The following is a 14,674-nucleotide window of genomic DNA, read 5'->3' on the forward strand; positions in this document are numbered from 1 at the left end:
CAGGAGTGCAAGGACGAGGGCCGCGACATCACCGACGACGACCTCGACCAGATCCGCAACATCTGCCGATGCGGCACCTACCACCGCATCCGCGAGGCGATCAAGGCCGGCGCCGCGAAGATGTAGCACCGCACGACGCACCGAAGAGCCCCGCCGGACCCGGTCCGGCGGGGCTCTTCTCGGTACGGGGCGCGTCAGCCGATGCGGCGCACGAGACGGACGACCACCATGGTGATGACATACCAGATGATGGCGGCGACGCCGTAGTTCAGCGTGACGGCGATCTTCGGGTCGGCCGGGACGAACAGGTTGGACAGGCCGAGGTCGAAGTACACCGCCAGCTCCTTGACCGCCGCTGCGAACGTGTTGCCGAAGTTCGCGTCGAGCAGCGTCAGCACGATGTAGACGACGAGCACCGCGACGATCAACAGTCCGATGACCCTCAACACACTCGCCAGCAGACCTGCCCCGCGCCGGGCCGTGGTTCCCACAGTCATGACCGTCCTCCCCTGCTGGTTGAGGAGGTCATAGTGGCACGCCCCACCAGCCCTCCCTTACCCGTGAGTATCACCCGATCGGGTGTCTTCTCGACGGGACGGGGTTGCCGACCGGCCGGGGGTCGGCGCTAGTCTCGGACGCGTGGTGCGCCTGCTCCTTCGCCGCCGCGGCGGGGTCTGACCGACCGGCCCCTCGTCGCGGGTGTTCGGCGTGCGCCGGTCCTTCTTGTTGATCGGCCACCCGTACAGGAGTACATCCGTATGACCACCTCGCCCGACGCCTACGTCTCCGCCGCCTCCCAGAGCCGGCTGCGCACGCCCTCGCGTCCCGCACCCGAGGGCCAGCCCCTCTGGAACCCGCAGCGCGGCTCGGAGATGCCCGTCCACCGTTATCGCCCATTCCACGAGCTGGTGGAGCCGGTATCGCTGCCCGACCGCACCTGGCCCGACAAGCGCATCACGAAGGCCCCGCTGTGGTGCGCCGTGGACCTGCGCGACGGCAACCAGGCGCTGATCGACCCCATGAGCCCCGTGCGCAAGCGCCGCATGTTCGAACTGCTCGTCCGCATGGGCTACAAGGAGATCGAGGTCGGCTTCCCGGCCGCGAGCCAGACCGACTTCGACTTCGTCCGCGAGATCATCGAGCAGGACCTGATCCCGGACGACGTCACGATCCAGGTGCTGACCCAGGCCCGCACGGAGCTGATCGAGCGCACCTACGAGGCCTGCGAGGGCGCGCCGCGCGCGATCGTCCACCTCTACAACTCCACCTCGATCCTGCAGCGCCGCGTGGTCTTCCGCTCCGACCCCGCGGGCATCTCCAAGATCGCCACCGACGGTGCCGAGGAGGTGCTGCGGTTCAGCGAGAAGTACCCGGACACCGACTGGCGCTTCGAGTACTCGCCGGAGTCCTACACCGGCACCGAGCTGCAGTACGCCGTGGACGTCTGCAATGCGGTGTCGGCGATCTGGCAGCCCACCCCCGAGTCACCGATGATCGTCAACCTGCCCGCGACCGTCGAGATGGCCACGCCCAACGTCTACGCCGACAGCATCGAGTGGATGCACCGCAACCTGGAGCGCCGCGACGGCATCGTGCTGTCGCTGCACCCGCACAACGACCGCGGCACCGGCGTGGCCGCCGCCGAGCTGGGCTACCAGGCCGGCGCCGACCGCATCGAGGGCTGCCTGTTCGGCAACGGCGAGCGCACCGGCAACGTCGACCTGGTGACGCTGGGCATGAACCTGTTCACCCAGGGCGTCGACCCGCAGATCGACTTCTCCGACATCGACGAGGTCCGCCGCACCGTCGAGTACTGCAACCAGCTGCCCGTCGGCGAGCGCCACCCGTGGGGCGGCGACCTCGTCTACACCGCGTTCTCCGGCAGCCACCAGGACGCGATCAACAAGGGCTTCGACGCGATGAGGGCCGACGCCGCCGAGGCCGGTGTGGACGTCGACCAGTACCGCTGGGAGGTGCCCTACCTGCCGGTGGACCCGAAGGACATCGGGCGCTCCTACGAGGCCGTGATCCGGGTGAACTCGCAGTCCGGCAAGGGCGGCGTCGCCTACATCATGAAGTCCGAGCACCAGCTGGACCTGCCCCGCCGGCTGCAGATGGAGTTCTCCAAGGCGATCCAGCAGGTGACCGACACCGAGGGCGGCGAGGTGTCCCCCAAGGAGATGCGCGACGCGTTCGACATCGAGTACCTCGACCGCGTCACCCCGCTGAAGCTCATCCGCCACCGCCTGAGCAGCGACGGCGAGGGCACCGACGAGATCGTGGCCACCGTGCGGGTCGAGAACGACCTGCACGAGATCACCGGCAGCGGCAACGGCCCCATCGCGGCCTTCGTCGACGCGCTGGCGGGCATCGGCTTCGACGTCCGGGTGCTCGATTACCACGAGCACGCCATGGGCGGCGGTGACGACGCCCGCGCCGCGGCCTACGTCGAGTGCGCGGTGGAGGACACCGTGCTCTGGGGGGTCGGGGTGGACGGCTCGATCGTCAGCGCCAGCCTGAAGGCCGTGGTGTCGGCGATCAACCGCGCCATGCGCTGAGCCGGGCGGCTGACGCCCTTCCCTCGCGCCCCCCGGCTGTAGTACTGATGCCCGGGGGACTGCGAGGGAGGGGCGGCCGGCGGTGGATCAGGCGGGCGAGGCGCTGCACCTGGCCGACGCGGACCCCGGCCGGGCCACCGTGCTCGCCACCGAGGCCCGACGACGGGCCCGGGCGCAGCACGACCACGCGTCCGTCTCCGTCGCCGAGCGGGCCCTCGGCGTCGCGGCCCTGCACGTCGCCGACCCCGACACGGCCATCCGGCATCTCCGCGCAGCCGCGGCAGCCGGGCGTCGTGCCCGGTCACTCGAGCTCACCGTGGACGCCCGCATCGAGCTCGCCTATGTCCTCGGCATCCGGGGCAGGGCCCGGCTCGCGCTCCGCGAGATCGGCGAGGTCCTGGCCTTCGGTCTCGACCCCGTCCGCCAGGCCAGGGCGACGGCCCAGCGAGGCGTGCTGCTGAGCCAGCTCGGCCGGCACGACGAGGCGATGGTCGCCTACCAGCGCGCGCTCCCCGTCCTGCGGCGCGCCGAGGACCTGCCCCGGTTGTGGCGGGCGCTGAGCAACCGCGGTCTGAGCCACGCGTACCGCAACGAGTTCGGCCCGGCCGAGGCCGATCTCCGCGAGGCCGAGCGCCTGTGCCGGCTCCTCGGGCTGGAGCTGTCGGTCGCGTTCTGCCAGCAGAACATCGGATGGGTCGCGGGCATGCGCGGCGACGTCCCGGTGGCGTTGGACCACCTGCACCGGGCGGAGGAGTGCTTCCGCAAGCTCGGCTCCGACCTCGGTGAGGTTCTGACCGACCGCAGCCAGCTCCTGCTGTCGGCGTTCCTGGTGGACGAGGCGCGCGACGCCGCGGAGCAGGCCGTGGAGCTGGTGGAGGGCAGCGGGAGGCACCTCACGCTGCCCGAGGTCCGGCTGCTGCTGGCCCAGACGGCCGCCGTCTCCGGACGGCACGAGCAGGCGATCGACCAGGCCGGACGCGCCGTCCACGAGTTCGAGCGCCAGCAGCGCCCGGGCTGGGCGCTGCTCGGACGGTTCGTCGTCGCCAAGGTCCGCGGCACGATCGGCGAACCGCCGCCCGGGGGGATCACGGAGCTGACCGGGCTCGCGGAGTCGCTCGGCGCCGCGCGCTGGCTGGTGCCGGCGCTGGAGACGCGGGTGATGGCCGGCAGGCTGGCCCTGGCCCTGGGCGAGCGGGCCGAGGCCAAGCGCCTGCTCGGGATCGCCGCCCGCTCCCGCACCCGTGGACACGTCGTGCTCCGCGCCCGGGCCTGGTACGCGGAGGCACTGCTGCGGGAGACGAACGGCAACCGCCGCGGCGCGCGGATCGCCGTGCGCCGCGGCCTGCGCGTGATCGACGAGCACCGCGCCACCTTCGGAGCCACCGACCTGCGCGCCCACGCGTCGGGACACCGCGTCGAGCTCGCGGAGCTCGGGCTGGCCATGGCGCTGTCGGACGCCAGACCCGCCCGGGTGCTGGAGTGGGCCGAGGAGGGCCGGGCGAGCCACCTGTTGCTGCGCCCGATCCGGCCGCCCGACGATCCCGAGCTGGCCCAGTCCCTGGGCGAGCTGCGGGCCACGGTGCGGGCGATCGAGGCCGCTCTCGTCGCGGGGCGGCCGACTGCCCGGCTGGTGCAGCGCAGACTCGAGCTGGAACGAACGGTGCGCGACCGCACTCGCGTTCTCCCCGCGGACGCGACCGGTCCGCTGCACACACCGGTGCCGGCCGCACACATCGCCGCCGCGCTCGGCGAGTCGGCGCTCGTGGAGTTCTTCACCGCGGGCACGCTGCTGTTCGCCGTCACGGCGGTGGGCGGGCGGATCTCGCTGCACGGCCTCGGCGAGCTGGCGCCCGTCACCGACCTCATCGACCGGATCCCGTTCGCGCTGCGGCGGATGTCCCGGCAGAGCGCGGGCACGCAGAGCCGACAGGCCGCCCGTCAGCTGCTGCGGGATGCGGCGTCACGGCTCGACGAGCTGGTGCTCGGCCCCCTCGCCCGGTCGATCGGCGACCGCACCCTCGTCCTCGTGCCCACCGGGCCGCTGCAGTCCCTGCCGTGGTCCGTGCTGCCCTCGTGCGCGGGCCGCCCTGTGGGTGTGGCGCCGTCGGCCGCGCTGTGGTGCGCGGCCGACCGGGCACAGCGGAACGGAACCGGCATCACCGTCGCCGCCGGGCCGGGCCTGCCGGGGGCGGACGCCGAGGCACGAGCGGTGGCCGGTCTCCACGGCGTGGCCCCGATCGTCGGTGGTGACGCCACCGCGGCCACGCTGTCCCGCGCACTCGACGGGGTCCGGCTGGCCCACATCGCTGCCCACGGCGACGTGCACCCCACCAACCCGCTGTTCTCGGCGATACACCTCGACGACGGCCCGCTGACCGTCTACGACCTCGAACACGTGGGCCGTGCCCCCGAGCTGGTCGTGCTCTCGGCCTGCCACGTGGGCCGCGCGGCGGTCACCGCCGGCGACGAGCTGCTCGGGCTGACCGCCACGTTCCTCGCCCACGGCACACAGCAGGTCGTGGCCTCGGTGATACCCGTGCCCGACGCCGAGACCACGCCGCTGATGGTGCGGTTCCACGAGCTGCTGCGCTCGGGCCGGACGTCCGGCGCCGCCCTCGCCGAGGCCCAGGCACACGTCGACCAGGACGACCACTCGGCCGTGGCCGCCGCCGCCGGGTTCGTGTGCCTGGGCTCGGAGTGGTCGCTGCGGGCCCCCTCGCCGGAACCGCCGTCGCGGGAACGCGCGGTGGCGGTCCCGGCCTGAGTGTCGGCGCTCAGATCCAGGGGCGGACGTCGAACGGCTCGTCCGGGCCCCCTCGACGCGCGGAGATCCGGCGGTAGGCCTCCCGCACCCCGATGTCGCCCTTGGCGACCTCGGCGATCTCACCCGTGACGTCAGCGGCGGACATCGACGTACCGCTCCATCTGGCGAACCCTGCGAACTTCCGCTCGAACTTCTCAGGAGGCGAAATGCTGCCGTCGTCCTTCCACGTCCAGGTCTGCGCGGTGACGTCCCCGTCCAGGTAGGTGCTGATCACGTCGACCCCGGGGGCCCAGAGCTCGATCCACGGGACGTTCACCGGGGTGAAGTCGGCCGGGCTCATGGTGACGCCACCGTCGTAGCGTCGGACGTTCGCCGCGCCGACCGACACGACCCCGTCGAGGGCCGCCGGCCACATCGGGGACGACGGGCTCAGCGGCTCCGGACGCCAGAGCGGCTTCCCGTTCTCGTCGAGCGCGGGCATCGGGTAGGACTTCTGCCCGTGGTTGCCCGCGGCAGCGACGACGAGCATCTCGGCCGAGAGTCGCTCCACCGCGCGGGCCAGCAGGAACGGCGGCTCGTCGTCGACGGTGAAGCATCCGAGCGAGAGGTTCAGCACCTGCACGCCGGACCCGAGGAAGGACGCCATCGCGCGAGCGAGCTCCCAGGCCGTCGCCGTGCCGTACTCGCCGCCCAGCACCTGACGAACCTCGATATCCGCGTCGGGAGCTCGGAGCAGGATCCGGCCGACGAGGAACGTGGCGTGGCCGGCCCAGGTGGGCCGAGGCTGCTGGTCGGGCACGACGTCGTCGCTGTGGTAGCGGTCGACGAGATCCTGGTTGGCGTACATCGCAGTGTCGAGCACACCGACCTTGACCCGCTCGTCCATCCCTTGCGTGCGAGGAAGCAGCGGGAACTGGTCGCGTGTCGGCTCGATCGGCTCCGGCAGGGTGGCGGCAGCCCAGTGCGGGAGACCGCCCACCACCTCCATGTCCCGGTTCTTGCCCATCCGCGGTTCCCGGTCGTAGAGGTCCTTGAAGCTGCGCCTGAGCATCGTCGTCAGGACGTCCAGGTTCGACGGCACCACACGCCCGGTCCTGCGGGCCACGACCTTCCGCACCCCGACGGCCTCCGCGAGGGAGGCGGCCTTTCCCAGGTCGGCCAGGGTGATCATCACGACCGATAGCTCGGGGATCTGATCGGTCGAGGTCACCTCGATCCCGAGCGACGTGAGCTCGGCACGGATCGGCCTGAGATCCCTCGAGTCGATCACGATCTGGTTGCCGCTGCTCGTACCGCTCGGGCCGTACTCCGGTTCGTACACGGTCATGGTCGCTCCTCGTGGTCGCACTCCGCCGCCGCTGGCCTGAGCGCCGTCCACCTCCCGCTGATACGCCCGGCGGGCACTTCTCAGAGAACTGCGACCATCGTGACGACGCTCGGGCCCGCCGTGAGCCGCAGGACGATCCGCTGCGGTTCGTCCGGAAGATCTGCGACGAACCGGCCCATCTCGTCGACGGAGACACGCTGCGTCCCGGCCGCGGTGTCCAGATCCAGCTCACCGACGACCGGGGGCACCAGCTGCCCCAGCAGCCGCCGCCCGGCCGGGCCCGTCTCGACCTCCAGCTCCACGGTGAGGCCGTGCGCCTCGAACGTGAGCACCCGCGGAGGCGCGCTGGTCGACCGCACCGCAGCCCGCTCGTCGTCGAGCAGGGAGTCGAAGGTCAACGCGGCGAGCTCCGCGTCGATGGTCCGCCAGGTGAAGAGGTCCTTGGCGGCGGTGACGACATCGGCCGGTGGCTCGTCGTACATGCGCAGTGCCTCCCCGAGCTGGCCGAGCAGCACGTCGTCATCGGCACGCTCGACGGGTCCGGTCATGTCAGAACCCCCCGTCGCCAGCGGTCGGGTCGTCCCTCGCCAGCAGTCGTCGCAGCTTGTCCAGACAGCGTGCACGAGTGGGCCCGATGCTGCCGACCGGCATGTCCAGCGTGGCCGCCACCCGCGCGTACGGGGGCGTGTCCACCACCAGCAGCCGCAGCAGCGTCCGGCAGTTGTCCGGCAGCAGCTCGAACGCGCTCCAGAGCCTCCGGTTCCGGTCGGTGGTGATCGCCCGCTCCTCCGGGCCCGGTGACGGCTCCTGCGCGGTCTCCCGGTCGAGCTGGGCCTCGTCGTCGGTGGTCAGCTCCCGCCCGCGCAGCCGGAGCGTCCGCAGGGCCTCGCGCCGGGCCGTGGTCACCAGCCAGCCCCCGACGGCCTCGGGCCGGTCGATCTTGCCGAGGTTCTCCACCAGCCGCAGCCAGGTGGTCTGCACGACCTCCGCCGTGTCGGCCCGGCCCAGCCGGTAGGTCGACGCCACGCCCCAGAGCATCCGGCTGAAGTCCACGACGAGCTCGTCCCAGGCCGTCTTGTCCCCGGCGGCCGCCCGACGTACGGTCGCTGCCACCTCGCTCGGATCCACTCAGCCTTCCCTGATGCCGTGGTCTCCGCGGCACCCGCAGAGGGGAGACCGTAACCCAGCAGTGCGAAAACATGTGGCGCCTTTCCTCTGTTCCAGGTATGAGGGCAGGCGATAAACCCTGGATACGTGCGACCGGGTGATCCCGGGTGGGGCCGAACGGACGCTGTGTAGTCGCCGGTCACTGACCGGGGTTCTCCGCGGGCGCACCGGGCTCGTTCGCGGCGACGGCTCCGTCGAGGTCCTCCGCGTGGTGGCACGCCACCACGTGGCCCGGGGCCGCTCCGGGCAGGGCACGCAGCAGCGGGCCCTCGTCCTGGCACCGTCCCGGACGGATCCACGGGCAGCGCGGATGGAAGGCGCATCCACCGGGCGTCGCCGTAGGGGGGTCCCCGACGAGCAGGATCCGCTCCCGGCGGTCCTCCACCTCCGGGTCCGGCACGGGCACCGCCGACAGCAGCGCGCGCGTGTACGGGTGCCAGGGGCCCCGGTAGAGCGCCCGTGCCGGGGCCTCCTCGACGACGGCGCCGAGGTACATCACGCCGACCCGGTCGCTCAGGTGCCGCACGACGCCGAGATCGCGCGCGACGAGGAGGTAGGTGAGCCCGAGGTCGGCCTTCAACCGGCCCAGCAGGTCGAGCAGCTGCGCCGCGACCGTGACGTCCAGGCCGGCGGTGGGATCGTCGGCCACGACGAGGTCCGGTCCCGTGCACACCGCCCGGGCCACGGCGACGCGGCGGCGCTGCCCGTCCGGCAGCTCGCTCTCCGGGCGGTGCAGCACGGTGGCCGGCAGCTCGACGGCGTCGGCGAGCTCGGGCACCCGGGACTCGGGATCGGCGATCCCGGCCGCGCGCATGTCGTCGACGAGCGAGGACCACGGCTGTCGGCGCCCGTCCCCGGCGGACCCGAGCAGGCGGAGCCGGCGGCGTCGCTGCACCGGGTCGAGCTCGGCGACCTCCACGCCGTCGAGCAGGACCCGGCCCGCGGTGTTCCCGGCCTGCACGATCGCGCGCGCCATCGCCGACGCACCGCTCCCGGACTCCCCGACCACGCCGTAGGTCTCGCCGCGCCCGACCTGCAACGACACGCCCTCCGGACGCAGGACCGGACCGCCGCGGTGCAGCAGCCGTCTGCCCTCGGCGGGTGCCACGAGGCCGCGCACGTCGAGGAGCGGCAGGTCGGCCGCGGTCACTCGGCGCTCGCCGGAACGGGGTTGTGGCAACGCAGCAACCGTCCGCCGCTGGTGTCGACGGCGGGCGAGACCTCACCGCACCGCGGCAGGGCCCGGGGGCAGCGCGGCGCGAACGCGCAGGCGCCCGCCCAGGGCAGGCCGTCCCGTCCCGTTCCGTGGATCGTGCCGAGGGCGGCGGCCGGCGGGCCGTCCAGGCGCGGGATCGCCCCCAGCAACCCGTGCGTGTAGGGGTGGCGGGGCGTGCCGAAGAGGCGGTGACGCTGGGCCCGCTCGACGATCCGGCCGCTGTAGAGCACGTTGACGGTCTCGCACGTGCCGGCGACGACCCCGAGGTCGGGGGTGGTCATCAGCAGCGCGGCGCCCGTCTCGCGGACCACCTCGCGCAGCAGCTGCAGGATCTGCGCCTGCGTGGTGACGTCCAGCGCGGTGGTGGGCTCGTCGGCCACCAGGAGCCGCGGCCGGCCAGCCGCTGCCACGGCGATGAGCGCCCGGCTGCGGGCGCTGCCGGTGAGCTGGTGGGGGTAGGCGTCCAGGCCGCGCCGCGGGTCGGCGAGCCCGACGCGGTCGAGCAGCTCCACGGCCGCCCGTCGCGCGGGGGCCTTGGCCATCCCGCCGTGCCGGCGCAGCGCCCCCGTCAGCTGCGGCCCCAGCGGGATCACGGGGTTCAGCGCCGAGCGCGGGTTGTGCAGCACCATCGACAGGTCCCGGCCGCGGCGCGCCCGCATCTCCGCCTCGGACAGCGTCAGCAGATCGACGCCGTCGAGCAGCACCCGCCCGGTGACCTCGACGCCACGGCGGGGCAGCTGCCGCATGACGGCCATGGCCGTGGCCGACCGGCCGCTGCCGGACTCCCCCACGAGCCCGACCACCTGCCCGGCCGGCACGTCGAAGTCGACGCCGTCGACGGCGACCGAGTCCGGCAGCCCCCTCCTGCGGAAGACGACACGCAGATCACGCACCTCGAGCAGCACCGTCCCCCCTCCCCAGCCGACCCGGTGATCGACGAGGGTGGCACCACCCGGGACGGCGACCTCACCCGGGGTTCCCCTTCGGAGATCCGCCGACGCTAGTGGTGGAGGGATCAGCACGGCGCGCGGCCGCATCACGGTTGCGCCACGAACCGTCGTGTCGCGGTGCGACACGCGGGCGGCTCAGGCGGGGTCGAACTCCCCGGCCTTGACGCCCTTGACGAACGCGTCCCACTCCTGGGTGGTGAACCGCAGCGTGTCGCGACGCCCGGGGTCCTTGGTGTCACGCACGGTGAACGACCCGTCGGCACCGCGGCCGACCTCGACGCAACCGCCGGCGTCACAGAAGCTGCTGGTCCTGAACTCGATCACAGGCGAGCCTTTCCGGGGGAACGCGTGTCCTGGTAACGACGGATCAGCTCGCGGGAAGCGCCGGGGTCGAGCGCGCGGGCGGAGGCGTCGTTGAGGACGTCTTTATACAGGTCCACATCGGAGTCCCCTTCGAGGTAGGTCTCCCCCGCGTGACCCTCGATGTAGACGACGTCGGCGCCCACCTCGACCGGGTACTCCAGGACCACGAACGAACCGGCCTGGGACCGGTGCAGGCCGGCGCCGAACGGCAGCACCCGGACCACGATGTTGGGTCGTGCGCTGAGGTCGAGCACGAACTGCAACGCCTCCCGGCCGATCCCGGGCAGCGCGACGGTCCGCGCGAGCACGGCTTCGTCGAGGACGACGTCCAGTCGCAGGGGGGGTTCGCGGTCCGCGAGGGCCTGCTGCCGTCGCACCCGCATCTCGACGAGCCGGTCGATCTCGCCGGCGTCGTGGTCGTCGGCGAGGACCGCCTCGAGCAGCACCCGCGCGTACTCCGGCGACTGCAGCAGCCCGTGCAGCCACGACACCTCGAAGGCGCGCACCGTGGTGGCCTCGGTCTCCAGCGCCGCGTACCGGCCGGGGCTGTCCATGACGAACCGCTCCGGCTGGACGCCCTCGACGTAGGACTCCCACCAGCCCTGCCCGCGGCCGTCGTGCACGAGCCGCACGAGCATGTCGCGCTCTGTGTCGGATGCGACCCCGTAGATCCGCATGAGCTCGCGGACGTCCGGGATCTTCGGCACGCCCTTGCCCGTCTCCAGCCGCGAGATCTTCGACGTGGAGCAGGTCATCCGCTCAGCCACGTCGTCGAGCGTGAGGCCGGTCTTCAGGCGCAGGCGTCGCAGCTCCGCCCCCAGCCGTCGCCGGGAGCCGACCGGACTCTGCGGTGCAGCCATGACCCCTCCCGGCCCGTCGTCCGCTACTGCGGGTGGGTGATTCGTTACAGCGACGCTCTTTTGCAATTGCATGAGGCACTGTCTTGAGGCAATCTAAGCATCTGCCGGAGTGTGGTGGTAGTCACCACACCGACCGGTCGGCATCCCGAGAGGAGGCCGCGGTGCACCCGGATCCCGCGCCTGCTCGCACGTCCCGCCTCCACGCGCCCTCCGTCATCCGGAGCAGGCGCGCCCCGTCCCGGCAGGCACCGGGATCCACCTCGTCCGGCCACCAGCCGGCGTGTGTCGTACAACGGGAAAGGAGCTCGATGATGACGATCTCCAGCACGAGGTTCGGCAGCGGCGACGGGAAGAGCGGCCGCGCGGCGGTCCGCCGGAGCAGGTGGTCGCCATGATCGGGGCGGTCGTCGGGATCGCCGTCGGCGTCGGGATCATCGTCCTGATCGCGATCGTCGTCGGCATCGTCGACGCGCTGAACGCGCCGACCTGGCGCGAGGTCGCCGCCGAACGGCGGGCTCGCTGGGAGTCACGCCAGCACCAGATCCACGCCTCCTGGCACGACGTCGAGGACGACTAGACCGGCCCGGTTCCGAGGGGTGTCCGCACCGACATCCGGTCGCCGCGCCTACAGGGCGCGGCGGCCGGACAGGGCGCGGCCCAGCGTGAGCTCGTCGGCGAACTCCAGGTCGCCGCCCATCGGCAGGCCGCTCGCCAGCCGCGTGACCGACAGCCCCGGGAAGTCACGCAGCAGCCGCACCAGGTAGGTGGCGGTGGCCTCGCCCTCCGTGTTGGGGTCGGTCGCGATGATCACCTCGGCGATGTCCGTCTCGTCCTGGGCCGGCCCCGTGCCACCGAGCCGGGCCAGCAGCTCGCGGATGCGCAGCGAGTCCGGGCCCACGCCGGCCAACGGGTCCAGCGCCCCGCCGAGCACGTGGTAGCGCCCCTTGAACTCCCGCGTGCGCTCCACGGCCAGCACATCCTTGGGCTCCTCGACCACACAGACGATGGTCGGGTCGCGACGGGCGTCGGCGCAGTAGCGGCAGCGCTGGTTCTCGGACACGTTGCCGCACAGGTCGCAGAACATCACGCCCTGCTTGACCTTCTGCAGCACGTCCTGCAGCCGCGACACGTCGGCGGGGTCGGCGGCCAGCAGGTGGAACGCGATGCGCTGCGCGCTCTTCGGCCCCACGCCCGGCAGCCGGCCCAGCTCGTCGATCAGGTCCTGGACCGGTCCCTCGAACACGTCCTAGCCGATGCCGGGGAGGCCGAGGCCCCCGGTCAGCGGACCCATCTTGTCCTGCTGCAGCTGCGCCGCGGCCTGCGCCGCGTCCTGGAGCGCGCCGACGAGCAGGTCCTGCAGGGTCTCGACGTCGTCGGGGTCGACGACCTTCGGGTCGATGCGCACGGCGCGCACCTCCTGCGCCGCGGTCATCGTCACCTGGACGAGGCCGTTGCCGGCCTGCCCCGTGACCTCGGCGGCGGCCAGCTCGGCCTGCGCGGCCATGAGCTGCTCCTGCATCTTCTGCGCCTGCTGCAGGATCATCTGCATGTCGGGCTGACCCGGTTGCACCAGCGGTCTCCTCGCATGTCGTACCCGCCGCGTCCCGCGCGGCGGCTCCAGGGCCCAGCGTAGCCGTGACAGGCTGTGGCCCGTGCGCACCGCCCGTCACGCCGCCGTCCGCGGGGGGGTCTGCGGGGCCGTGCTGGCCACGATCCTCGCGGGCTGCGCCACGGCCCCCACTACCCCCGGCCCCTCGTCCACGAGCGCGACCGTGCTCCCCACGTCCGTCGTCACGACGGCCGCGACGGCCCCGGCCACATCCGTCACGCCGGCGACACCCTCGGCGGCGGCACCCGCTCCGGCGCCCCGTGGGGCGACCGCACAGACCGTGGTGCTCGACCCGGGCCACAACGGCCGCAACGGCCAGGACCCCGCGGCGATCAACCGGCCGGTGCCCGACGGGCGGGACGGCACGAAGCCGTGCAACTCCACCGGCACCGCCACGAACGCCGACTACTCCGAGCACGCGTTCAACTTCGACGTCGCGACCCGCGTCCGGGCGAAGCTCGTGGCCGCGGGAGTCCGCGTCGTGATGACCCGGCCCGACGACAACGGCGTGGGGCCCTGCGTGGACGTGCGCGGGCGGGCCGGGGCACAGGCGGGGGCGGCGGCCGTGGTCTCGATCCACGCCGACGGCTCGGCGGCCGGCAACAGCGGCTTCCACGTCGCCTACTCCGACCCGCCCCTCAACGCGGTGCAGTCCGGACCGGCCCATGTGCTCGGCGTCGCCGTCCGCGACGCGATGCGCGCCGGCGGGTTCCGCGACTCCGACTACATCGGGCACGACGGGCTGTCGCCGCGCAGGGACCTGGCCGGGCTCAACCTCGCCACCGTGCCCACGGTGCTCGTCGAGTGCGCCAACATGCGCAACGCCGCCGAGGCGACGCTCGTGTCGTCGGCGCCGGGACGCGAGCGCTACGCCTCCGCGATCGCGGCGGGCATCCTGGCGTTCCTGCGGAGCCGCTAGGCCTGGCCCTGCTCCTCGGCGTACTTGTCCGCCATCTTCTCGGTCTTGCGCTTGATCACGACGCCGATCAGCAGGCCGGCGACGACCGCAAGGCCCAGCCCGATGTAGGAGAAGCGGCTGAGCCAGGTCTCGGCCACGACGCCCAGGTAGTAGACGGCGAACGTGGTGCCCGCGGCCCAGGTGATGCCACCGAGTGCGTTGGCCGCGAGGAACTTCGGGTAGTGCATCTTCAGCGCCCCGGCGAGCGGGCCGGAGAAGATCCGGAGCAGGGCGATGAACCGCCCGAAGAACACCGCGAACACACCCCAGCGGGTGAAGACGCTCTCGGCGAAGTTCACGTTCCGCGGCCCGAAGTGCTTGGGGAACCGTCTGCCCAGCCGGTCGAACAGCGACCGGCCGTACCGGTGGCCGATGGCGTACCCGACCGAGTCGCCGACGATCGCCCCGGCGCTGCCCGCCACCGCGATCCACAGCGGCGACACGGCCAGCTCGTGGCGCGAGGACAGCAACGCGGCGCTGACCAGAACGATCTCGCCGGGCAACGGGATGCCCAGACTCTCGATCCCGATGACGCCGCCGACGATCAGGTAGACGAGCAGCGGCGGAATGGTCTGGAGCAGGCTGTCGACCGACATGGATCTCACCCCCGGTGTGGTGGCCACGCGGCCTGGGACGAATCGTACCGGCGTGACGTTCAGCGCTGGTCGATCGCTCGCGCCCCGAGCTGCGTGGTGAGCAGCTCGATGGCGGCCTCCTCGGGATCCCGGCGGGCCGTCGGCGTGGCGGTGGCGGAGGCGGCCTCGGCGAGCATCGACTCCTCGTCGTCCGGCGGGGCCTCCTCCGGCTCCGGCTCGGGCGGCAGCGGGACGCCGTCGTCGGGGGCCGTGGACCGGCGCACGGGCGGCGGCCGCTGCGGACGGCGCTGAGGTGCGGCCTGCGGC

The 14,674-nt window shown here is 72.7% G+C and carries 15 protein-coding genes and 2 pseudogenes; 5 read left to right on the plus strand and 12 right to left on the minus strand.

Annotated elements, in window-relative coordinates; all coding sequences use genetic code 11:
* Window positions 1-126, plus strand: a pseudogene (locus tag JWR81_RS28390) ((2Fe-2S)-binding protein); the annotation flags it as partial.
* Between the two features lie 68 nt (window positions 127-194).
* On the opposite strand, the gene JWR81_RS28395 reads toward JWR81_RS28390, so the two are convergent.
* Window positions 195-497 (minus strand): hypothetical protein, encoded by a 303-nt coding sequence (locus tag JWR81_RS28395; protein WP_297659548.1) that lies wholly within the window; start codon window positions 495-497, stop codon window positions 195-197.
* 261 nt (window positions 498-758) lie between these two features.
* On the opposite strand from JWR81_RS28395, the gene leuA reads away from it, so the two are divergent.
* Both leuA and JWR81_RS28405 read left to right on the plus strand, forming a co-directional pair.
* A complete protein-coding gene (leuA, locus tag JWR81_RS28400) occupies window positions 759-2,558 on the plus strand; it encodes a 2-isopropylmalate synthase (RefSeq protein ID WP_297659551.1) in 1,800 nt (599 codons plus the stop codon).
* Between the two features lie 82 nt (window positions 2,559-2,640).
* Complete coding sequence (locus tag JWR81_RS28405) at window positions 2,641-5,322, plus strand: CHAT domain-containing tetratricopeptide repeat protein (RefSeq protein ID WP_297659554.1); 2,682 nt, start codon at window positions 2,641-2,643, stop codon at window positions 5,320-5,322.
* A 10-nt stretch (window positions 5,323-5,332) separates the two neighbouring features.
* Here the strand turns inward: JWR81_RS28405 and JWR81_RS28410 are convergent, their stop codons facing one another.
* The 7 genes from JWR81_RS28410 to JWR81_RS28440 form a co-directional block, all read right to left on the minus strand.
* Window positions 5,333-6,649 carry a S8 family serine peptidase gene (locus tag JWR81_RS28410; protein ID WP_297659557.1) on the minus strand — a complete coding sequence of 439 codons (1,317 nt, stop codon included), beginning with the start codon at window positions 6,647-6,649 and terminating at the stop codon, window positions 5,333-5,335.
* Window positions 6,650-6,729: 80 nt separating this feature from the next.
* Window positions 6,730-7,197 carry a hypothetical protein gene (locus tag JWR81_RS28415; RefSeq protein ID WP_297659561.1) on the minus strand — a complete coding sequence of 156 codons (468 nt, stop codon included), beginning with the start codon at window positions 7,195-7,197 and terminating at the stop codon, window positions 6,730-6,732.
* A gap of 1 nt (window position 7,198) precedes the next feature.
* Window positions 7,199-7,762, minus strand: a complete 564-nt coding sequence (locus JWR81_RS28420) for a sigma-70 family RNA polymerase sigma factor (RefSeq protein WP_297659564.1) — start codon at window positions 7,760-7,762, stop codon at window positions 7,199-7,201.
* 193 nt (window positions 7,763-7,955) lie between these two features.
* Window positions 7,956-8,966: an ABC transporter ATP-binding protein gene (locus tag JWR81_RS28425; protein WP_297659567.1), complete on the minus strand. Its 1,011-nt coding sequence runs from the start codon at window positions 8,964-8,966 to the stop codon at window positions 7,956-7,958.
* Window positions 8,963-9,937, minus strand: a complete 975-nt coding sequence (locus JWR81_RS28430; protein ID WP_297659570.1) for an ABC transporter ATP-binding protein — start codon at window positions 9,935-9,937, stop codon at window positions 8,963-8,965. The genes JWR81_RS28425 and JWR81_RS28430 overlap by 4 nt, the downstream gene beginning before the upstream one ends.
* A 180-nt stretch (window positions 9,938-10,117) precedes the next feature.
* Window positions 10,118-10,306 carry a DUF397 domain-containing protein gene (locus JWR81_RS28435; RefSeq protein ID WP_297659573.1) on the minus strand — a complete coding sequence of 63 codons (189 nt, stop codon included), beginning with the start codon at window positions 10,304-10,306 and terminating at the stop codon, window positions 10,118-10,120.
* Window positions 10,303-11,205, minus strand: coding sequence for a helix-turn-helix transcriptional regulator (locus JWR81_RS28440; protein ID WP_297659576.1), 903 nt, complete (start codon window positions 11,203-11,205; stop codon window positions 10,303-10,305). The genes JWR81_RS28435 and JWR81_RS28440 overlap by 4 nt, the downstream gene beginning before the upstream one ends.
* A 391-nt stretch (window positions 11,206-11,596) precedes the next feature.
* On the opposite strand from JWR81_RS28440, the gene JWR81_RS28445 reads away from it, so the two are divergent.
* Window positions 11,597-11,782 (plus strand): hypothetical protein, encoded by a 186-nt coding sequence (locus JWR81_RS28445; RefSeq protein WP_297659579.1) that lies wholly within the window; start codon window positions 11,597-11,599, stop codon window positions 11,780-11,782.
* 48 nt (window positions 11,783-11,830) lie between these two features.
* On the opposite strand, the gene recR is transcribed toward JWR81_RS28445, so the two are convergent.
* Together recR and JWR81_RS28455 are read right to left on the minus strand one after the other, a co-directional pair.
* On the minus strand, window positions 11,831-12,448 hold the full coding sequence (recR, locus tag JWR81_RS28450; protein ID WP_297659582.1) for a recombination mediator RecR: 618 nt from the start codon (window positions 12,446-12,448) through the stop codon (window positions 11,831-11,833).
* Window positions 12,449-12,451: 3 nt separating this feature from the next.
* Window positions 12,452-12,778, minus strand: a complete 327-nt coding sequence (locus tag JWR81_RS28455) for a YbaB/EbfC family nucleoid-associated protein (RefSeq protein ID WP_297659591.1) — start codon at window positions 12,776-12,778, stop codon at window positions 12,452-12,454.
* A 79-nt stretch (window positions 12,779-12,857) separates the two neighbouring features.
* On the opposite strand from JWR81_RS28455, the gene JWR81_RS28460 reads away from it, so the two are divergent.
* Window positions 12,858-13,733: an N-acetylmuramoyl-L-alanine amidase gene (locus JWR81_RS28460; RefSeq protein WP_297659585.1), complete on the plus strand. Its 876-nt coding sequence runs from the start codon at window positions 12,858-12,860 to the stop codon at window positions 13,731-13,733.
* Here the strand turns inward: JWR81_RS28460 and JWR81_RS28465 are convergent.
* Both JWR81_RS28465 and JWR81_RS28470 read right to left on the minus strand, forming a co-directional pair.
* Window positions 13,730-14,368 carry a DedA family protein gene (locus JWR81_RS28465; protein WP_297659588.1) on the minus strand — a complete coding sequence of 213 codons (639 nt, stop codon included), beginning with the start codon at window positions 14,366-14,368 and terminating at the stop codon, window positions 13,730-13,732. The two genes, JWR81_RS28460 and JWR81_RS28465, sit on opposite strands and share 4 nt — an antisense overlap.
* A 59-nt stretch (window positions 14,369-14,427) precedes the next feature.
* A pseudogene (locus JWR81_RS28470) lies at window positions 14,428-14,674 on the minus strand (DNA polymerase III subunit gamma/tau); the annotation flags it as partial.

It is taken from the genome of Pseudonocardia sp., from assembly GCF_025965585.1.
Lineage (GTDB): Bacteria > Actinomycetota > Actinomycetes > Mycobacteriales > Pseudonocardiaceae > Pseudonocardia.